Genomic DNA, 18,634 nt, shown 5'->3' with positions numbered 1-18,634 from the left:
TAACAGCTATTAAAACTCAAACGAGTAATATTGGATATTACGCGCGCACGCAGCATATCCCCCCAAATCAGGGGTAATTCACTCACTTGAGATATATCCCAACTTTTCATTGTGTCGAAAAGTCATTAATTAATCATTAGGTAAACCCCCGGCTATGCCGGGGAGACTCGCATAGGTTATACCGAGCCTTCGGTAGCTAACCTCGATGGTTCCGCCAAGAACCAAGAGGTTTAACTTATGCCAGACTACAAAAGTCTGACCCATACTCGATGGGATTGTAAGTATCACGTAGTTTTTATTCCCAAAAAGAGGCAGAAGGTCATTTATGGCAGTTTGAGAAAGTTTTTGGGAGCGATATTTCATGAACTCGCCAAGCGAAAAGAGTGTGAAATTATAGAAGGGCATTTGATGCGAGATCACGTACATATTTGCATCAGTATTCCACCAAAATACTCTGTTTCTTACGTCGTAGGTTATCTGAAAGGGAAGTGTGCAATAGCTATTGCGAGGCACTTCAAAGGTAAGCAGCGGAATTTTTCTGGTGAGCATTTTTGGGCAAGAGGATATTTCGTCAGTACAGTTGGTCTTGATGAGGATATGGTCAGAGAATATATTCGGAATCAAGAAAAGAATGATGAATCACGTGACCAGCTAAGGTTTGGTTTTGAACCGCGCCCTTGGGCGCAATAAAAGCCCTTTGAGGGCGTCATCTAATAAGCCTCCGGCTCTGCCGGAGGTCAGTTAACTTTCAATAGGCTATAAGCTATTTTGTCCATTGCCTAGAATAGGCCGCGTGTGAGTTATTTGCATTTCTAGCACCCTCACCCCCAAACCAAAAAAACCACATACCCAACCCATCATCATCAGCAACCTGCCGAACAAAACGCCCACCAGTAACCCCATCAACAACAGCCCCCCAAAAAGCCAGTGCCCGCTCATTCTCCTGAAGTACACGAATCTGCCACTGCCCCGGAAAACAATCAACCAATGCCTCAAAGGCCAGACGACCCACACCCAACCCCTTGAACTTCTTCAGCACAAAGAACTGTTCCATATCGTACAGGCTCGGGTCGGCCGGGTATTTTCTGACCAGGGCAAAGCCCGCTATTTCATCATTGCACTTTATAAGGAAGGGATAGTGGTCTTCTCTTTCCTGGTATTTGTTCAGCGATTCGCGGTCGAAGGTGAAAAGGCCTTCTTCAGAGGGAGCCCTCTGAAGAAAGTCCGACATTTCGTATACGTAATAAGGAAACAGATTTTCAATGATGTTCAGGTTGGCAGCTTCGGCCGGTAGCAACTCGATTTTGTTGTTCATTCTTTATACGCCTTACTGCTTTATGGCCGCTTTTATGGGGTATTCACGCACGCTACCGCCCTTCCAGGCTGTCGTGCTCGTCAGCAGAATTAACCAGGTCGCTTAAATTATGAGGGGGTAGAGAATACCCAAATGCCTTGCAAAAGTAATGCCTGAAAGGCTTTGGAGACAGATAATATGTAAATTATGTGAAAGTTACTTTACAGGGCTGTCAGGTCGGAGTACGAATACCAGTTCACAGTTCTGGACTCAGATTCTTTCATCCAGTACTGTACGACAGGAATATCATAATTATAAATGTCCCACGGACAGGTAACATGGCAAAAAACAACGCTCTCCGCCAGACAGTAGTCTCGCTGGCGATTCTGGCTGTATGCGGTGGTATTGCGTACGGTCTGTCTCAATGGTCCAAGCCCCCCAAAAAAGAACAGGAACTGGCGGTTGATCATCTGGTTGAGTTCCAGGTAATGACCCCTGAATCCCTGAGTTTTTCGGTAGAAAGCCAGGGGGTGGTTCGTCCTTCCATAGAAACCTCTTTAGTGGCAGAAGTTGCGGGTGTTGTCACCGAGGTATCACCATTGTTTGTCAGCGGTGGTGTATTTAATAAAGGTGATGTGCTGGCTCGTATTGATGCCAGTGATTACCGTGTTGCTGTCCGTCAGGCCGAAGCTACGTTGGCTGCCAGTCAGGCGCGGCTGAAAGAAGAAAGCGCCAAGTCTCAGGCAGAGAGCAAGAGCTGGACCCGTTCCGGTCGTTCTCTGGCCGATGCCCCCGATCTGCTGTTGCGTAAACCTTTTGTGGAAGAAGCCAGTGCCAATGTAAAAGCGGCCAGTGCACAGCTGGAGAAAGCCCGCCGGGATCTGGAGCGTACCCAGATCAGAGCACCTTATGACGGCATGGTTCGGGACCGAAGCATTAATCTGGGACAGTTTGTCTCCATGGGGACTCAGGCAGGTTCTATTTTTGCCATAGCGGATGCTGAAGTCCGGCTTTCACTGAAACCTTCTGATCTCACTTTTATCAATCTGCCTTCTGCCGGCGACGTGGTGGATGAACCGATTGCTGTGGAACTTTCCCAGTCTATGGGCAACCGCACTCTGATGTGGGAGGCCAGTCTGGATCGGGTGGAAGGTGTGGTCGACGAACAAAGTCGTATGCACTATGTGGTCGCCAGAGTGGATGACCCTTACGGTTTAACGTCAGACGATGACCGCTTTCCATTAAAAGCAGGCAGCTTTGTCTATGCCCGTATTTTGGGCAGTGAGCTGGAAGGGTTGTTTAATCTTCCCCGCAGTGCCGTTTACAGTGATGGCAAGGTGCTGGTGATTGATGAGGACAGCAGTTTGAGTTTTCGTCAGATCATTCCCGTTTATGCGGACGCAGACAGTGTTTATTTCAGTCAAGGGCTGGCTGAGGGGGACCGGGTAGCTGTTACGCCACTGGCCAACCCTGTTGAAGGTATGCGGGTGCGTCTCAATGAACCCGGTTCGTCGGTGGCAGGTCTTGATACCCCGACCGACAGAGAGGGTTAAGCGATGGACCAGACAACTGAAAATCAGAAAGGGTTTATTGCCTGGTTTGCCAATAACCCGGTGGCCGCCAACCTGTTGATGATTTTGATTGTGGTGGCCGGTCTGATGACCGCTTTTACGATCAAAAAAAGAATGTTTCCCGACTTTGCTGTTAACAATGTACAGATAGAGGTCGTTTATCCCGGAGCAGGACCGGAAGATATTGAGCAGAGTGTGTTGCTCAAACTGGAAGAATCCCTGCGAGATGTGACCGGCATTAAAAAAGTAGTGTCTATTACCTGGGAAGGTTATGGACGGCTGAGGGTTGAGTTGGAGTCCGGTTATGATATCGATCAACTCTACGACGATGTTAAAACAGCTATAGAGAGTGTCACCAACCTGCCCAGCGAGGCCGAAGAACCAACGGTCACCAAGCTGGAACAGAACGAGCAGGTGCTTTTTATCTCCCTGTACGGTGATATCGATCGGCTGTCACTTCAGCGAACGGCTCAAACACTGCAAGATGAATTACTGACCCTGCCCGATGTGTTGAAAACCAATATTCTCGGCGAAAGTGACCTTGAAATTTCAATTCTGGTGTCAGAGCGCAAGCTGCGTGAGTATGGACTTACTTTTGATGAAGTGGCTCGTGCTCTTAGGGTGTCGTCTATTGATGTAGCCGGTGGCTCTATCAAAACCGACGACGGTGACATTGCCGTCAAAACCCGTGGTCAGGCTTACAAGGGCTTTGATTTTTACGACTTTGAAATTCGTACCAATGCCGATGGCAGCCGCCTGTTGTTGTCTGACATTGCCACCATCCATGACGGTTTTGAAGAAAGCGAGGGTTTGGTTCGCTTCAACGGTAAAACCGCTGTCGCCATCGAAATTGTTTCTGAAACTGAACAGAACGACATTAAAACTGCGAAAGCGGTTAAGGCTTTTCTGGAAGAACGCAGAGGTTCTCTACCTCAGGGCATGGACGTAAAAGTTTGGGGTGATGCGTCCTATTACCTGCAGGGCCGCATGGATATGATGATGGAGAATATGCTCTACGGGGCTATTCTGGTGTTCCTGCTGCTCAGTCTGTTCCTGCGTATTCGTGTGGCGCTCTGGGTCATCATTGGTATTCCGGTCTGTTTCCTGGGGGCCATCTGGCTCATGCCTAATGGCTTTATGCCGGTCTCGATCAATATGCTCAGCCTGTTTGCCTTTATTCTGGTGTTAGGGATCGTAGTGGACGACGCCATTATTATTGGCGAGAGTGTCTATACCCAGATTTCAAGGCATGGCCATACTACAGAGAATGTAGTGGCTGGGGTGAAGCGGGTGGTGGTGCCTGCCACTTTTGGCGTATTAACGACCATGGCTGTTTTTATCCCTCTGCTGATGATCGAAGGGTCGGGCGAGCCATTTTTTACCGCTATCTCTCTGGTGGTGATTTTTTGCCTGATCTTTTCTCTGGTGGAATCCAAGATGATTCTGCCTGCGCATCTGGCTCATATGAAAAAGCTGGAGCAGGGGGGAAAGAACAAAGGGATTGTGACTCGTATACAGGACAGTTTTGCCAACTGGCTGGAACGTTTTATTGAACGACGTTATCAGCCATTGATTGCTAAAGCGGTCAGGAATCGTTATGTCACCGTCAGTATTTTTGTGGGGCTGATGGTCATTCTGATCGGTGTGATCCAGAGTCCACTGATCCGTTTTGCTTTCTTCCCCGATGTGCCCAGTGAGTTTATCCGGGTCAATATGGAGATGAATGCTGGCAGTTCCATTGCTGAGCGTAACGCCGGATTGTCCCGAATTGAGCAAAGTCTGTTTAAGGTTGATGAAGAGTTCCGGGACAAGCATCCGGAAGAAGGTGGTTTGTTTGATGGCATGATGGTCTGGAGCCAGGGTGACACCAGTGGCGTGGTCTTTGTTGAGCTGACCAAGAATGAAACCCGAACTCTGGGGCCGAAAGAAGTGGCTCAGAGATGGCGGGACGAAACGGGAGAAATAGTCGGTGTTAAACAGCTGAACTTTTCTGCGGGTCAACACGCCGGGGGGTCTAAGCCTGTTTACTTCCGACTGAGTGGTGCCGACAGTGACCAGCTGGATCAGGCCGCCAAAGCATTGGAAAAACATCTGAACAGTTATGAAGGACTGTTTGATGTTGAAAATACTGCCGACGCGTCAGCCGATGAAGTGATTGTGGATATTCTGCCTTCGGCTCAGGCTCTGGGCTTGAGTCTTGCTGATCTGGGTCATCAGGTTCGTCAGGGTTTTTACGGTGAAGAGGTTCAGAAAATTCAGCGGGGTCGGGAAGAGGTTAAGGTGATTCTTCGTTACCCACGAGAGGAGCGGAATGACCTGACCGACCTGGAGAAGGTTCGAATCCGAACCGCTGATGGCAATGAGGTGCCTTTCTATCAGGTGGCGTCGGTAACAGAGGGTGAAGGTGCCAGCTTTATACGACGTACTGATGGTAAGCGATCACTGGCAGTAAGTGCCGACCTGGATACCGAACAGCTGGACACCCGGACGGTGGTTAAAGATGTTATGGACAACTTTACGCCGGGTTTGAAGTCCCGATATCCGGAAGTGAATATTGAGCTGGGTGGTTCTACAGAGGAAGAGATGCAGTCGATGGAACAGCTGATCGTGTTAACCATAATGGCTTTGATGCTGGTTTATGCACTGATCGCGATTCCACTGAAGTCTTATCTTCAGCCAATGATCATCATGGGTATCATTCCTTTTGGTCTGGTGGGCGCTGTCATTGGTCATCTGATCCTGAATCTGCAGCTGAGTATGATGTCTATTTTTGGTCTGATTGCTTTGGCCGGTGTTTTGGTAAACGACAGTCTTATTCTGGTCGATTTTATCAACAAGGGCCGGGATCAGGGGATGAGCCTTTACCATGCCGCAGTCGATGCCGGTAAGGAGCGATTCCGGGCGATTATCCTGACCTCGTTAACCACCTTTTTGGGACTGGTGCCGATTACTCTGGAGCAGAGTCTGCAGGCACAGTTTGTGATTCCCATGGCAGTGTCACTGGGTTTTGGTATTCTGTTTGCTACAGCCATTACTCTGGTGCTGACGCCAGCACTTTATCTGGTGATAGAAGACATTAAGTCGGGTTGCCGCTGGCTCTGGACCGGGCAAAAAATGCCTGATTTGGAAGTGGCCAACGTTTCCGGCCAGAGTTATGAGCGTCGTCAGGAGGCTGATACCACTGTTTGACCCCTGGTGCAGTCAAGCGCTCATTCTATACAGACCGCGTTTCTCCTGAGCCTTTCGAAGGATGCTGATAATGCACTTCGACAAGGCTCAGTGCGAACGGTATGGGGTATTAACGCTTGGCTGTATCTAGAGCTTCATAAAGCCGCTAAGGATTTGTCCCAAAATAACTTACCGTTTTTCAACCGGATTCCGTTCGACCTGAGCTTGTCGCAGGGTTATGGCATAATCATGTCATCAGATAGAGCTTTAACAACAATAAAAAACAGGGAACACAGAAGCCAATGAGGGCTCTGGTTTCCCGATGCCCACACTTCCTGTCAGCCATGCTGTCCAGCAATGCTGTTATTCCCAGCCAGGCAATAAAATAACTGAGCACGATACTCCATTGAATGAGATCCAGACTGTCGAGAGTCTGCTGCAGTTTGTCCATGTTTCGGTATCTTCCGGAGTTATTGTTGTCTTTTCAGAGTCCGACCGAGACAAGCTTGTGTTGATTGGGCACGCTGTAGGTGGGGGCTTCTCAGGCTTGTGACGGTGTTGTACATCGTTCTACAAAGCTAAGCCCACAGGGGGTAATGAAAGATGAACACGATGAGAAAAAAGCGGTAACTTTGCGTCAGCTTAATGCTTATAGGAGATTATTGGGGGGACGCTTGCTGTGCATGTTCCAGAGCGAGCCGGGGTTGGGGAATGTTATTCTCCTTCATGACTTTTAACAGCTCTTCAAGGATTTCTGAGCGAATTTCAGTCCGTTTACGAATCTGGGTAATACGGTAGCGTGCTTCCAGAGAAATAGTGGAAACGCAGCTTTGATCATGATCATCACCAATAGATCGGACCACCAGTGACCCTGTCCCTGAAAGCACTCTGGGGTTTTTATCCAGAAGCTCCAGTACTTTTTCCCGAATCAAATCGATGTCGGCTTCAAAATCGACCTGAAATCGAATGCGGACCCTGATAGGAGACTTGTTGTCAGAGAAATTGGTAATGATGGAGTTCGACAGCTGGTTGTTAGGGTAATTGATGCTGACACCATCGGTATTGCGGATGCAGGTTCTTCTCAGGCCAATATCCACGACATCGCCCCAGCTGCCCCAGTGCCCACCGATGGACTGGATTTTGATCCGGTCTCCAATCTTTACAGGTCTGTCGGCAATCAGAAAAACTCCGGCCAGTACATCGGTCAGGGTTTCCCGGGCGGCCAGAGCCAGAGAAACACCGAAGATTCCGGCGCCCGCTAACAAGGGAGAGATCTCAATATGGTAAATATTGAGAATGGTCATCAGGGTAAAAAATATGATGAAAATCGAGAGCAGGTTACGGGCAAAGTAGAGCACCCGGTCATCCAGGTCGCTCTGGGTCGATTCACAAATTTGGGCCAGTCTGGAGAACAGTTTTACCCTGAGCAGGTAATACGCCGTAAAGGCCAGCATCACTACAACCAGTGATTTGACCAGGGGAAGTTCCCAAAGAGCATAAGCTTTCAGCATTTTGCCTGATCCTTGAAAGATACTGAATCAGTCAGGAAGGAAGGTTAGAGCATATAAAGGCCGACAACAAAGACGATGCCAGGTACAAAAAAGCCCACCAGTGCACCGGATTCCCGGTCGCCCCAATGTTTATCAGAGAGCTCACCCATCAGGTAAGTGGCCAAAATCCAGACCAGCAGGCAAATCGCCAGGATAATCCAGCCTGTGGTGGTCATGTCTGCAAGAATTCGGTGGAGATTGAACATTACGGCCTCTCGGATATTGTGTTTATGAACCTACTCCCTTTAACACTAGTCCAGCATAGACGGACTCAGGGAAAGCGCACGCTTATCACGTTGGATAATTAGAGTGACGGGAGGGCTTTGAGTTCCCCGGACCAAAAGACAAATGAATAGATGAAGGCGGAGAAGGAGTCTGGTTGAGCCTGAAACGCTCAATGGTGGCCGCTGTTCTCGGTCAGACGTTTAAGTGTTGGACGCTTGTACTCTTTCTTGAGGAGAGGGTGGGAAGCAGCCATCAGCTACCTCCCGCGTAAGGCAAAGTATCCGGTGTTTCCGGTGCCCCATGCAAAGGAAAAGAGGTTGGCTTTTCTGTCATTCCAGAGTGTTCTTCCCAGCAAGAATGCCAATAATGCAAAGCTGGAAGAGAGAATGAAGGCTGCCAGAGAGTATCGGAAAAAACTGATATCAGCCGGAGGCTCAATGATGGAAATAAAGATCACGAAAGGAGAGATCACATAAACCAGGATGCTTGAGATATCCTTGGGATCTATCTTGAAGCGACGACCGACAAACCAGCCCAGTACCGCAAGGGATATTAACAGTCCTACCTTGATATAGAGTTCACTTCCCATTTTGTATTGTTCTCTGATAGATCGATGATTTTTGCTGAGCACAGCGTTTTTGCGCGATTTTTCTGATCCTTCCTGTTTTATTATTTTGCTCATCCTGTGGTTCGAATCTATACGCTGTCGTTTACTACAGGAATAGGTAGAACTGCCTAAAGGCGTTTCAGAAAAGCGTTGGAGTGGGGTTTAAGGAGGGCGGTCAGGAATCTGGCTGAACAATGGGGCTCAGCCAGATTTAATAGAAAGTCTCAGGTGTTATTGAGGAGGGTAAATATAGTGTCCCTGAATACCCAGTGGCAGACCCAAAGCCCAATAAATGAGTAGGAAAACTGACCAGATAATTATCAGGCTGATAGAGTAAGGCATCATCAGTGAAGCAAGGCTACCAATACCGGTTTCTTTCACATAACGTTGGCAATAGACCACGATCAGCGGGAAAAAGACCATCAGAGGGGAGATGATGTTGGAGACGGAATCGCCAACACGGTAAGCGGCTTGAGTCAGTTCAGGTGCAATGCCTACAGCCATCAGCATGGGGATCAGGATTGGGCCAATCAACGCCCACTTGGCTGAGGCGGAACCAATCAGCAGGTTGACGATGGCCGTCAGTAAAATCATGAATACGATAGTGACCTGGCCAGACAAGTTAAGCGCTTCCAGAACTTCTGCACCGCTTAAAGCGAGCAGTGTGCCAAGGTTGGATTCGCCAAAGGAGGCCAGAAACTGTGCACAGAAAAAGGCCATGACCATATAAGAACCCATGGCTGACATGGTTTCACCCATCGCATCGATCACATCTTTGGCTCTCTCGAAGGTGCCTGCTACCAGTCCGTATACAATACCGGGCAACACAAAGATCAAGAAAATCAGTGGCACAATTGATTTCATGAGGGGAGCCGCAAGGGCGGTCAGTTCGCCATCGGGCGAGCGCATGGGAGAGTCTTCAGGTAACACATAGAGAGCCAGTAGTGCCAGACCTGCGAGCATGGCAAGGCTTGCCAGTTTGAAAGCCCGGCTTTCCTGTTGGGTGTAGCTGCCCATGTCGGTGGCTTCTTCGGCGTCGTGATCAATGGGGACATGCCAGTCCAGTCGGGGCTCCACGACTTTATCGGTTATAAACCAGACCACCAGAACCACCAGGATACCGGAGGCAGCGGTGAAGAACAGGTTGCACAATGGGTTCACCAGATAGTCGGGATCATAAATCTGGGCGGCTGACTGCGTGAATCCCTGTAAAAGTGGGTCTGTACCGGTAGGCACAAAACTGGCAGCAAAGCCTCCCGAGACACCGGCAAAAGCCGTAACAATACCGGCAAGAGGGTGTCGGCCTGCAGCATGAAAAATAATCCCCCCCAAAGGGATAACCAGCACATAACCCGCGTCGGCAGCCAGATGACTCAAAATAGCCACAACAACCAGCATGGGGGTTAATAGTTTTTCGTGGGTAACCCTCAGTAACTTTTTAAGGCCGGTGTTGATGAAGCCGGACTTTTCAGAAACCCCGACTCCAAGCATGGCAACCAGAACAATGCCCAGGGGGGCAAAGCCGGTAAAGTTAGTCACCATAGACGACATGAATGCCGCCATGGCATTGCCGGTCAGAAGGTTATTGACCTCAATGGCCTGGCCGGTTGTAGGGTGAATCATTTCAACATTGAATTGCGCCAGAACAGCCGAACAGATCCAGACGATGAGGGTGCCATAGAAGAACATTAATGAGGGGTCAGGTAACTTGTTACCCGCACGCTCAACGGTATTAAGAAATCGATCCATCCAGGTGTTATGGTTTGGATCAGCCGGTAGAGGGGGAGTCTGGCTCATGGTATTTCAACAACTCGATTCAGAGGGATTTAGCCAGGCAGGAAGGTCGATGGCGGAAAGGAATCAGCGGAGGCGCTGGCTCAGAGTGAAACCGATCCACCGGTAGAGTTTGTCATTCACCGAATGATCGGCCTGACCACTGTTGAGTATCAAGTTTAGTTGTTTGCAGAAGGAGGTGAGCAGTAATTTATATATATTGTCGATGTCGTATGCTACGCGCGGCGATTGTCAGAAGCGTCAGCCTCGTTATAAATAGTCTACTTTTATCAGCCTCCATCGGTTGGCATAAGAAGAATAATGAGCCGACGATAGGGGAAGATGAACAGCCTCTGTTGGTAGGGGGGCTGATTTCCAACGAAGAAGAATCCTTTACTGTAATGTTAACCGGCTCTGAGTGGATTCAGTTGGTTCAGCAGTACGGTATTTCTCGATCAGGCATTGTTGCTTGTCTAAGGGGTGCGGGAAAGGTCAGGGTGTGAAAAAATGCCCTCAAAAGGAAAACCCGGCAATGTGCGAAGAGAAGGTGTTATGTCGAGAGTGGCAGCAATGTCATTTCTTGATAGTCGTAATCTGGCTGATTTTTGGCGTGTCCTTCAAGAAAAGGAGTCTGACTTTTTTTTCGCTTCTACGGGCACACCCTCTGGCAGAGATATGCTGGAGGTTTGTCTGGAAAGTTATGCCTGTAGCTTTAGGCACCTCTATGTTGATGATTAATATGAGGTAGCAAGCGTTCGATGAGGTGGTTTCATTGATACCGGACAGATACAAAATGCTTCTGCCCATTATTGTTCCAGCGCCAGAAAGGACGGCCAGCATGTAGACATTAACGGGGGCGCTTACTCAGGCTGAAGTCCATCCACTTATAGAGATTGTCGTTTACCGTATGATCGGCCTGGCCACTGTTGAGCATGTAACTTAGTTGCTTTGACAGAGATTCGAGTGGAAGTTTGCAGTCCAGTTTTCTGGATACACCGACATAGAGTTTGAAAGAGGCAATATCAACGGAAGCTTTTTCGAAGCGGCCTTCGAAGTCCAGCAGTGACATGAACAGGTCGCCCTGAATGTCGGGGTAAATAGCGTAATCGACACGACCGACGTTGAGCATTAATAACCCTTGGCGTGCATGAAAAGTGCGGATCAGTCGTAGATTTTTACGGGCAAACTCATCGAACTCGGCGCCCAGACTGAGGCCCTTGGGAGTGACGCCCAAGAGTTTTTTTAAATCATCCCAGCTGTCCAGGTTTTTATGCTTGCCTTTTTTGACCAGCACCGCGTATTTCTGGGTGTAGATAGGAGGTTCGATAAACTGTACTGTTTTTTCCAGCTCTGGTGTTCGTACCATAGCCGGGTTCAAATCAATTTCTCCTGTCTGGAGTTTTCTTAAAACCCGATTAATGCCCCCCTGATAATCAGAGTTCACACTAATGCCTTCTTTTGACAGGATATTTGAGACCAGCTCTGGTGCTGCCCCCAGAGTTTTCTGATAGTCCCCCCAGATAATAGGAGGCAGATTAGGGTGGCCAGAAAGCAGGATGTTGTCGCACAGACGAGTCATGCTATGGGCAGTGCTGATGACAAATAGCAGAGTAAGCCCCAAGGCTGACAGCAGAATGTGCTTCAGTTGGGGGGGGTGATCGACAAAAAAGAGCAAACCAGATTTTATGGGCTCAAGGCTGTTTTTGCATTCAAGGCTGTTGGTCATCACAGCTTGCCATCCTTGCTCTTTCTTATTGAATACTGCCTGGATTTCATCCACTGCTTACACGTATGCAGGGCCGTATTACTTGCTTATGGCGATTTCACAGCACAATAGCTGCAGTGAATCTCTCCACTCTCAGAACGCGCTGTTGCCTTTAAAGCAACCAGTCCAATTGGAGAATAGGCATGATTTAATCGCAGGCATCGAATCTATGCAACCCTTACATGGCAATGAAACGGGTTTCATTGCGTCAATCAGGCAGGAAACAGTAACGAATTCCTGCCTATTTGATCTTTAAAGTCAGGTTTGAAGATTGATCTACCTCTTGCGGCAGTGAGTTTGCGGTTGGGTGGCCAGCCTCCTATGGTCATCCGCCATAGGGCTTCTGATGACCATTAGCGGTCGATTCTATTACAGGCATTAGAGTGGGAGTCAGCTCTTATCGTCAACAGTCTGAATTGTACCAAAAAGTTTATCCCAGCGACGTTTAATGGCTTGCCCTGAGAGTATTGAGAACAGGGTGGGCCCATTGAAAAGAGGCATTGCTGCCTTTTCTGATCCTGATTATTCCGTGAAGCGAAGCTCTGAAGAGAGGCGGTTGCTGGTGGGTCTGGAAACCGATGGTCACTGTTCTGAGTTTGCTCTTCTTGCAGAAGCGGAAGAATTGCAGGAAGTGTTATCAGCCTGCACAGATACCAGGCTGATTCCCGATCAGATGCAGCGGTTTCATTACGACTGTATAGGTGGGTTTTAATGGGCTGGAGGAGAAGATCAATACAGTCTGTGTTTTTTGTTTAGTGGGTATTTATCACAATAAGTCTGCGGCTCTCCTGTCGTGTATTCAGGGTGTGTATCCGTATAATGCGACCTCCTTAAATTATCTGGCAAAGTTTCGAAGTGATGAAAAAGAAAATGTTTCAGGCTGCAGCTGTGGCCGCAACTGCGCTCTCTCTGTCTGGTTGTATTGGTCAAATGGCGGCAACAGGAACGGTCACCAAAATGAACCTTTCGGTATCCAGCAATGCCTGGGTTCAGGAAGGATTCTTTATCCTGCTGCTGCCTGTAACGGCTGTGACGGCCACGATTGATGTTCTGGTGGTGAACTCTATTGAGTTCTGGACCGGCACCAATCCGATCAGCGGTAAACCAAGAATCACCGGCAGCGATCCAAAAGACATTCTGGTCACCCAGGACAATATTAAAGTGAAGTCGGTGTCTGAAGACGAAATTATTGCTGAAGTCACTGCAGAAAACGGTACGGTTGAAACGCTGCGACTGGTTCGCACTGAAGCGGGTATTGATGTTCTGAATCAGGATGGCATGAAAGTGGCCATCTGGACGGGTTCACTGCCGAAATCTTCTGAGTCCTGAGTATTCTCTGCCTGCATTTATCCTGAATGTTTATAGTAAACACCTGACGCTGAATATTTCCTGAATCATTATAAAAATGTCTAGGAGGCTGACCGAGAATAGCGTCCGAGCATAAAATTCAGTGGAAAAGATGGCCGTTCTTTCTGGATTTTAGGCCGGGCTGTTTATTCTCGGTCAGCCTCCTGGGAGCCTGTCGGATTTATGCTTTCGAGCATATGTCTGGCAGACTTTTGGTGCAGCCAAGTGTTAATTCCCATACAGACCCCGTCCATCCTAAACCTGTCGAAGGGTGCTGGTAAGTAGCCGCGTTTCTACTGGAGGTTGTCTGACCGGAGGTACTCGACGACTTCAGAACGGTTATAAACTGAATCTGCCCTTTGGGTGGTTAAATGCCTTATGATAGCGCCCGAATGTTGTTTTCGACCTCAGCCCGCCCAGAGGTGACCAGTGGATATCAAGCTAAACCTTAATGAAACCCGTGTTATCGGATGCCTTCTTGAAAAGGAAAGTACAACTCCGGACCAGTACCCTCTAACCTTGAATGCACTGGTCAACGCCTGTAATCAGAAAAGTAACCGTGAGCCTGTACTCTCTCTCGATGAAGCTGATGTGAGAGCGGTTCTGGAATTACTGATCAGTGAACGGTTTGTCAGTGAAGAAGGAGGTGCACGTGTCAGCAAGTATCGTCACAGGTTTTGTAACACCGAATTTTCTTCTCTTCAGTTCACGGAGCAACAAAGGGCTCTGGTTTGTTGTCTCTTGCTCCGGGGCCCGCAAACACCGGGAGAGCTGAGAAGCCGAACCGGTCGTATGGCGTCTTTTACCGATGTGAAAGAAGTGGATGAGGTGCTTCGGGGGATGGCTGAGAAAGAGTGGGTAATTCAACTGGGCAGAGAGGCCGGGAAAAGAGAGGCACGTTACGCTCATCTTTTCTCAGGTGAAGTAGACATCCCCACAACGTCTGAAGTGAGTGCAGATGATAAAGTCAGAATTCGAGAGCTCGAGCATGAAGTTAAGGTGCTTAAGGCTGAGGTAGAGCGCCTGACAGGGTTGCTGTCTGAAAAAAACTGAGATAGTGTGCCAATTCCTATCCCTGCGAATACTCTTCATCGAGAGTGTTACGACTTTTATTCATAGCCTTATTGGGCTGTTTCTGGATGAATGTTCATATGTTTGAAGCCGTTGAGATGCCTGAGGATAAAGCCAGCTTTTATCGAATTCTGGTGGCCCAGGCAAAAGCATTGACTGAGGGCGAAACGGATACCCTGGCCAATCTCTCCAATGTTGCCAGCTTGATCTTCACTACCATGGCTAAGGTTAACTGGGCCGGGTTTTATATTGCCCGGGGTGATCAGCTGGTACTGGGGCCGTTTATGGGTAATCCGGCTTGTGTCCGTATTCCTATGGGCCGGGGGGTTTGTGGTACCGCTGCTCAGGAGCAGACCACCCAGATGGTGGATGATGTGAATGCGTTTCCGGGGCATATTGCCTGCGACTCAGCCAGTCAGAGCGAGATTGTGATTCCTTTTTCCGAGAACGGCGAAATCAAAGCGGTTCTGGATATTGATAGTCCTATCACCTGTCGTTTTGATGAAGAAGACCGCAAAGGTCTTGAAGCTCTGGCAGCAATGCTGGCTGAAAGAATCCAGCTCAATCAGCTGAACTACTGAATCCTGCCTGTAGCTACACCGAAATTCTGTCAATCAATGTGAAGGCCTGTCCGGGTCTCTAATGAAATGATCAGGGTTTCGGCTGTTGGAATGATTTGTGTGAGCGAGTGGCGATAACAAGGCCGCATTTTGAAAGACGGTGGGTCTACCTGTCTTTTTTATCTTTTCAGGGAGGAGGGAGCGGTGTCTACCTGGATCTGGCTGACTTTAATGGCTGCGGTGGCTCAGGCTTTTCGTTCGGCTGGGCAAAAAACACTGTCTGAACGTGTCAGTCTCTGGGGCACAACCTTTGCCCGCTATGCTTTTGCTCTTCCTCTTGCGTGGGTTTACCTGTTTTTGCAACTGCAATGGCAGGACTCTGAGTTACCCGAAGCGTCTACTACATTCCTGCTTTACAGTTTGGGAGCGGGCCTGGCACAGATTGCAGCTACGGCTTTTATCGTCAGGCTTTTTCAGTTACGTAATTTTGCGATAGGCATTATTTATTCCAAGTCAGAAGCTGTTCTGGTCGCTGTTCTGGGAGCACTGGTTTTTTCTCAGGTGCTTAGCTGGGCGGGTTGGGTCAGTGTTCTGCTGGGTATGGTGGGGTTAATCTTTTTGAACCCGCCCAGTCAGCAAAAAGGGTTACGTTCGCTTTTCTCAATGTCTGCCGGTCTCGGTCTGGCGGGTGGTTTCTGTTTCGCCGTCACGTCGCTTTGGGTCAGACAGGCAAGCTTGTCTCTTGGTGTCGACCCGCTGGTCGCCTCGGCCTACACGCTGGCCACAACCATTTCTATGCAGATAGTGCTTCTGGGGGGATTTATCTTGTTCAGAGAGCCTCATACTCTGGGCAAGCTTGTGCAGCAATGGAAGCTGAGCAGTACTGTAGGTTTTCTGAGTCTGGTGGGGTCGATAGGCTGGTTCACGGCATTCAGTCTGCAGAACCCGGCCCTGGTGAAAACGCTGGGACAGGTTGAATGTTTCTTTGCTTTGCTGCTTTCTACCCGTTTGTTCAAAGAAACGCATACTTTGCGGGAATACTGTGGCATGGGGCTGATTCTGGCCAGTGTTATTCTTTTGCTCTGGCTGGCTTGACTGGTCCTGCAAACTTGTGTCATGGAACCCAGTCTGGAGGTCGATAAAACTGTCATTATGCTAACTGAGGTTATTGGTAATGACGGTTTGTCGATCTCTATTGCTAGCCCTGGTGCTCATGCACAGTCATCTGGTTTCTGCTGAATTCGTTGAGCTGCCAAAAGTGCCGGATTTCTCTGTGCTGCAAACGTATGAAGAGGCTATCCATCGTTTATTTCAGGGCAGGGGAGAAGACTTCAGGAGAATCAGTACGGATGGTGGTGAGATAGATCAGGCTTACACCGTTCTGTTTGATGAAGCACGCTGGTTCGTTAAGATCGTTCGAGAGGATTGTACAGAATGTCATCTGATACGGTTCGAGAATGAGTGGCTGCTGAAGAAAAGCCTATCCCGATATCGCTGGCTGGCCAAAGTGAATGCCCAGCTGGTTCTGCCTGATCGTGCGGCGACCTTTATACTGAATCGAAAGCAACATTATATCCTGAGTTATCCTTTGGTACCTGGAAGTACCTTGAGAGCACTTTATTATCAGCTCTATCTTGCTTCTCCCTATGCCTTGAATATCAAACAGAAAAGGTTGCTCCGAAGGGCTTTTTTCCGCTACGGGCAGGTATTGGCTCTGTCGCATTTCGATCCTAAGCTGCCTGCCAAAGACAGTGCTGAAATGTTGAGTCGGGTGGTACGCTTACATCTGCCTGATCGAAGTGGCAGTAATGAAATCTATGATCCGGTGACGGATCGTATTTACCTGGTGGACCTGGCAGATACTGCCCAGCATTTTGGCAAGTCGGTCAAAGTAAGTACTGATCTTCAGGAGTGGCTTGAAAGCCTGGTGGATATAGCGATGGATGCCCGAGAAAGGGATGGGTTCTATTGTGGCCTTTCCTATGAGTGCATTGTGAACCCACTCAAGCAGTTTACACTGGGCTATGCCAGCAGCCTTCCTTTATATAAGCGTAAAATGGTGATGGCTATGATGGGTGAGACAGTTACGGCTTATCTGCAAAAGGTGTGTGTCAGTGATACTCGGGAAATCAGCTTTTGCCCTGCAGTGGGTATTATTGAACAGCAGTTTCATAGTTACTAGGAGGCTGACCGAGAATAGCGTCCGAGCATAAAATTCAGTAGAACGAGTCAGCTTTTTCACTGAATTTGTGCGAATAGTTGACCTATTTAAGCAAATTCAGTGGAAAAGATGGCCGTTCTTTCTGGATTTTAGGCCGGGCTGTCTATTCTCGGTCAGCCTCCTAGTGAAGCCAAACGTTAGCACTGATACACACTCCGCTCATCCTGAAGCTTATCGATGGATGCGGGTAATGCACTTCGACAGGTTCAGTGCGAACGGTATGGAGTATGTAACGCTTGGCAGTACTGGGTATTGAGACTCAGGAGTCCTGATGCAGGGATGGCAGCCAGTGATCCTGGCTGCCAGAATGGTTATTTGCCTAACATTTTAGCTTTCAAATTCGCATCTGCTGGCTGTTCTCCCAGCCATACACCCAGGAGAGCTTTACTGAAATCGTCTCCTTTAACAGTGGTTAGCTTTTTTCCATTCTTGTAGACATCGACCCCTTTGCCGGGGGAGACAAACATCACAAAGTCATCACCTTTTACAATCTTCTCTTTAAAAACACCAATAAAGGCGGTCAGTCGGTCTTTTAGTGGGGCAATGTTGCCTCCGGTTGAATGTTCAAACCCTTCGTTGACAGCGTCTGTCAATTTCTCTGAAGTGATCAGTTTGGAGGTGATATCCAGTTGAATCGCTACCGGTGTCTTACTGTTGATAACGCTTGTGGCATCGCTGGTTTTGTTCTTGGTATACAGTGATCCAACGTACAGGTCTAAAAAGTACTTGGTTCGGATGCCGGCACCATTCAACTGAAGGGTTTGATTCTCCAGGTTGAGTGTTTCCGGAACCTTTACACCGTCGAGCTCAACGGCGAGGACATTCAAGCTGATAACAAGCGCAGAAATAAATAGGAGTACTTTTTTCATGGATCTCTCCTGAAGGGAACGACGAGATGAGGTGCGTAATATACGTTAACTGACGAATAACTGTTATAAGACAAATGTATCAATTGAATACAAGGATTTGAGAGAAGACCAAGTATAAGCAATGGATGGAAGGTTGGCAGGAGTTATTTAAGACAATCCGGAGTCTGACTCTCTTTAAAAAGCTGAAGAGAGTCGTGATTATGGGTGAAACTCGGTGTGCTCAATATTGTCGTTGTGACAAGCAGGGACAGTGTTCCGTATTGCAGGCCCGCTTCCAGACAAATTGTGCGAGCCTGAAGTTCGCTTTTTACCAGTAATTTGCCCGCTGTATAGCCCAACAGCATGGTCAGAATATTCAGAGTCAGTTCGGCAGGGCCAGCCTGGGCAATATAGCTGAATACTTTTTCTTCCAGCTCAATCACAATGCTCAGAACCACCAGGAAAAGAACAGTGGCTGAGAATTTGCTGACGTAAGGCTCCCTAAGTGGGCAAGTGCTTTGTTTTTACTATTTTTTGACTATGCTCGATGTCTTAATTAGAGAACATACTGAATATATTATTAGTGTCTTCTATATAGAAAGATGGTGAATGTTTAACAGGCTGAAATGCGGTT

Annotated in this window: 19 protein-coding genes; 10 read left to right on the top strand and 9 right to left on the bottom strand. The window is 48.4% G+C overall.

The window, feature by feature from the left end:
- The first annotated feature begins 237 nt into the window (after window positions 1-237).
- Window positions 238-690, top strand: coding sequence for an IS200/IS605 family transposase (tnpA, locus tag GZ78_RS00755; RefSeq protein WP_034831986.1), 453 nt, complete (start codon window positions 238-240; stop codon window positions 688-690).
- Window positions 691-763: 73 nt separating this feature from the next.
- Here tnpA and GZ78_RS00750 read toward each other — a convergent pair whose 3' ends face one another.
- Window positions 764-1,315, bottom strand: coding sequence for a GNAT family N-acetyltransferase (locus GZ78_RS00750; protein ID WP_051785690.1), 552 nt, complete (start codon window positions 1,313-1,315; stop codon window positions 764-766).
- A gap of 317 nt (window positions 1,316-1,632) precedes the next feature.
- Here GZ78_RS00750 and GZ78_RS00745 point away from each other — a divergent pair, with 317 nt between their 5' ends.
- Together GZ78_RS00745 and GZ78_RS00740 are read left to right on the top strand one after the other, a co-directional pair.
- Window positions 1,633-2,847 (top strand): efflux RND transporter periplasmic adaptor subunit, encoded by a 1,215-nt coding sequence (locus GZ78_RS00745; RefSeq protein WP_051785689.1) that lies wholly within the window; start codon window positions 1,633-1,635, stop codon window positions 2,845-2,847.
- A gap of 3 nt (window positions 2,848-2,850) precedes the next feature.
- The gene (locus GZ78_RS00740; protein WP_051785688.1) at window positions 2,851-6,054 is read left to right on the top strand and encodes an efflux RND transporter permease subunit; all 3,204 of its coding nucleotides are present in this window, start codon (window positions 2,851-2,853) and stop codon (window positions 6,052-6,054) included.
- 226 nt (window positions 6,055-6,280) lie between these two features.
- Here GZ78_RS00740 and GZ78_RS00735 read toward each other — a convergent pair whose 3' ends face one another.
- The 5 genes from GZ78_RS00735 to GZ78_RS00720 all read right to left on the bottom strand — a co-directional run bounded on the left by GZ78_RS00735 (window position 6,281) and on the right by GZ78_RS00720 (window position 10,212).
- Complete coding sequence (locus GZ78_RS00735) at window positions 6,281-6,484, bottom strand: hypothetical protein (protein WP_034831985.1); 204 nt, start codon at window positions 6,482-6,484, stop codon at window positions 6,281-6,283.
- 208 nt (window positions 6,485-6,692) lie between these two features.
- On the bottom strand, window positions 6,693-7,544 hold the full coding sequence (locus GZ78_RS00730; protein ID WP_034831983.1) for a mechanosensitive ion channel family protein: 852 nt from the start codon (window positions 7,542-7,544) through the stop codon (window positions 6,693-6,695).
- A gap of 44 nt (window positions 7,545-7,588) precedes the next feature.
- Window positions 7,589-7,789, bottom strand: coding sequence for a hypothetical protein (locus tag GZ78_RS28660; RefSeq protein WP_152558475.1), 201 nt, complete (start codon window positions 7,787-7,789; stop codon window positions 7,589-7,591).
- A 275-nt stretch (window positions 7,790-8,064) separates the two neighbouring features.
- Entirely contained in the window at window positions 8,065-8,490 is a 426-nt protein-coding gene (locus tag GZ78_RS00725) for an AEC family transporter (RefSeq protein ID WP_034831981.1), read from the bottom strand.
- A 156-nt stretch (window positions 8,491-8,646) separates the two neighbouring features.
- On the bottom strand, window positions 8,647-10,212 hold the full coding sequence (locus GZ78_RS00720) for an AbgT family transporter (protein ID WP_034831980.1): 1,566 nt from the start codon (window positions 10,210-10,212) through the stop codon (window positions 8,647-8,649).
- A 483-nt stretch (window positions 10,213-10,695) separates the two neighbouring features.
- Here GZ78_RS00720 and GZ78_RS00710 point away from each other — a divergent pair, with 483 nt between their 5' ends.
- Window positions 10,696-10,926: a hypothetical protein gene (locus GZ78_RS00710; protein WP_034831977.1), complete on the top strand. Its 231-nt coding sequence runs from the start codon at window positions 10,696-10,698 to the stop codon at window positions 10,924-10,926.
- 109 nt (window positions 10,927-11,035) lie between these two features.
- On the opposite strand, the gene GZ78_RS00705 is transcribed toward GZ78_RS00710, so the two are convergent.
- The gene (locus tag GZ78_RS00705) at window positions 11,036-11,914 is read right to left on the bottom strand and encodes a substrate-binding periplasmic protein (RefSeq protein ID WP_236631494.1); all 879 of its coding nucleotides are present in this window, start codon (window positions 11,912-11,914) and stop codon (window positions 11,036-11,038) included.
- A gap of 487 nt (window positions 11,915-12,401) precedes the next feature.
- On the opposite strand from GZ78_RS00705, the gene GZ78_RS00700 reads away from it, so the two are divergent.
- From GZ78_RS00700 to GZ78_RS00675, 6 genes are all read left to right on the top strand, one after another.
- Entirely contained in the window at window positions 12,402-12,665 is a 264-nt protein-coding gene (locus GZ78_RS00700; protein ID WP_034831973.1) for a hypothetical protein, read from the top strand.
- Between the two features lie 146 nt (window positions 12,666-12,811).
- Window positions 12,812-13,282, top strand: coding sequence for a DUF3332 family protein (locus GZ78_RS27025; protein WP_051785687.1), 471 nt, complete (start codon window positions 12,812-12,814; stop codon window positions 13,280-13,282).
- Between the two features lie 447 nt (window positions 13,283-13,729).
- Window positions 13,730-14,353 carry a YceH family protein gene (locus GZ78_RS00690; protein ID WP_034831971.1) on the top strand — a complete coding sequence of 208 codons (624 nt, stop codon included), beginning with the start codon at window positions 13,730-13,732 and terminating at the stop codon, window positions 14,351-14,353.
- Window positions 14,354-14,451: 98 nt separating this feature from the next.
- On the top strand, window positions 14,452-14,952 hold the full coding sequence (locus tag GZ78_RS00685; RefSeq protein ID WP_034831969.1) for a GAF domain-containing protein: 501 nt from the start codon (window positions 14,452-14,454) through the stop codon (window positions 14,950-14,952).
- Between the two features lie 183 nt (window positions 14,953-15,135).
- On the top strand, window positions 15,136-16,026 hold the full coding sequence (locus GZ78_RS00680; RefSeq protein WP_034831967.1) for a DMT family transporter: 891 nt from the start codon (window positions 15,136-15,138) through the stop codon (window positions 16,024-16,026).
- A 79-nt stretch (window positions 16,027-16,105) separates the two neighbouring features.
- Entirely contained in the window at window positions 16,106-17,113 is a 1,008-nt protein-coding gene (locus tag GZ78_RS00675; protein WP_152558473.1) for a hypothetical protein, read from the top strand.
- A gap of 350 nt (window positions 17,114-17,463) precedes the next feature.
- Here GZ78_RS00675 and GZ78_RS00670 read toward each other — a convergent pair whose 3' ends face one another.
- Window positions 17,464-18,021 carry a chalcone isomerase family protein gene (locus GZ78_RS00670; protein WP_034831964.1) on the bottom strand — a complete coding sequence of 186 codons (558 nt, stop codon included), beginning with the start codon at window positions 18,019-18,021 and terminating at the stop codon, window positions 17,464-17,466.
- 143 nt (window positions 18,022-18,164) lie between these two features.
- Window positions 18,165-18,443 (bottom strand): hypothetical protein, encoded by a 279-nt coding sequence (locus GZ78_RS00665; protein ID WP_152558472.1) that lies wholly within the window; start codon window positions 18,441-18,443, stop codon window positions 18,165-18,167.
- Window positions 18,444-18,634 lie beyond the last annotated feature (191 nt).

Source organism: Endozoicomonas numazuensis, assembly GCF_000722635.1.
GTDB lineage: Bacteria > Pseudomonadota > Gammaproteobacteria > Pseudomonadales > Endozoicomonadaceae > Endozoicomonas_A > Endozoicomonas_A numazuensis.
This window is presented reverse-complemented; position numbering and strand designations above follow the sequence as displayed.

Bases quoted from the DNA above. Each gene is read 5' to 3' on its own strand.
- tnpA (WP_034831986.1), top strand. From the start codon at position 238: ATGCCAGACTACAAAAGTCTGACCCATACTCGATGGGATTGTAAGTAT.
- GZ78_RS00750 (WP_051785690.1), bottom strand. From the start codon at position 1,315: ATGAACAACAAAATCGAGTTGCTACCGGCCGAAGCTGCCAACCTGAAC.
- GZ78_RS00745 (WP_051785689.1), top strand. From the start codon at position 1,633: ATGGCAAAAAACAACGCTCTCCGCCAGACAGTAGTCTCGCTGGCGATT.
- GZ78_RS00740 (WP_051785688.1), top strand. From the start codon at position 2,851: ATGGACCAGACAACTGAAAATCAGAAAGGGTTTATTGCCTGGTTTGCC.
- GZ78_RS00735 (WP_034831985.1), bottom strand. From the start codon at position 6,484: ATGGACAAACTGCAGCAGACTCTCGACAGTCTGGATCTCATTCAATGG.
- GZ78_RS00730 (WP_034831983.1), bottom strand. From the start codon at position 7,544: ATGCTGAAAGCTTATGCTCTTTGGGAACTTCCCCTGGTCAAATCACTG.
- GZ78_RS28660 (WP_152558475.1), bottom strand. From the start codon at position 7,789: ATGTTCAATCTCCACCGAATTCTTGCAGACATGACCACCACAGGCTGG.
- GZ78_RS00725 (WP_034831981.1), bottom strand. From the start codon at position 8,490: ATGAGCAAAATAATAAAACAGGAAGGATCAGAAAAATCGCGCAAAAAC.
- GZ78_RS00720 (WP_034831980.1), bottom strand. From the start codon at position 10,212: ATGAGCCAGACTCCCCCTCTACCGGCTGATCCAAACCATAACACCTGG.
- GZ78_RS00710 (WP_034831977.1), top strand. From the start codon at position 10,696: ATGCCCTCAAAAGGAAAACCCGGCAATGTGCGAAGAGAAGGTGTTATG.
- GZ78_RS00705 (WP_236631494.1), bottom strand. From the start codon at position 11,914: ATGACCAACAGCCTTGAATGCAAAAACAGCCTTGAGCCCATAAAATCT.
- GZ78_RS00700 (WP_034831973.1), top strand. From the start codon at position 12,402: ATGGCTTGCCCTGAGAGTATTGAGAACAGGGTGGGCCCATTGAAAAGA.
- GZ78_RS27025 (WP_051785687.1), top strand. From the start codon at position 12,812: ATGAAAAAGAAAATGTTTCAGGCTGCAGCTGTGGCCGCAACTGCGCTC.
- GZ78_RS00685 (WP_034831969.1), top strand. From the start codon at position 14,452: ATGTTTGAAGCCGTTGAGATGCCTGAGGATAAAGCCAGCTTTTATCGA.
- GZ78_RS00675 (WP_152558473.1), top strand. From the start codon at position 16,106: ATGACGGTTTGTCGATCTCTATTGCTAGCCCTGGTGCTCATGCACAGT.
- GZ78_RS00670 (WP_034831964.1), bottom strand. From the start codon at position 18,021: ATGAAAAAAGTACTCCTATTTATTTCTGCGCTTGTTATCAGCTTGAAT.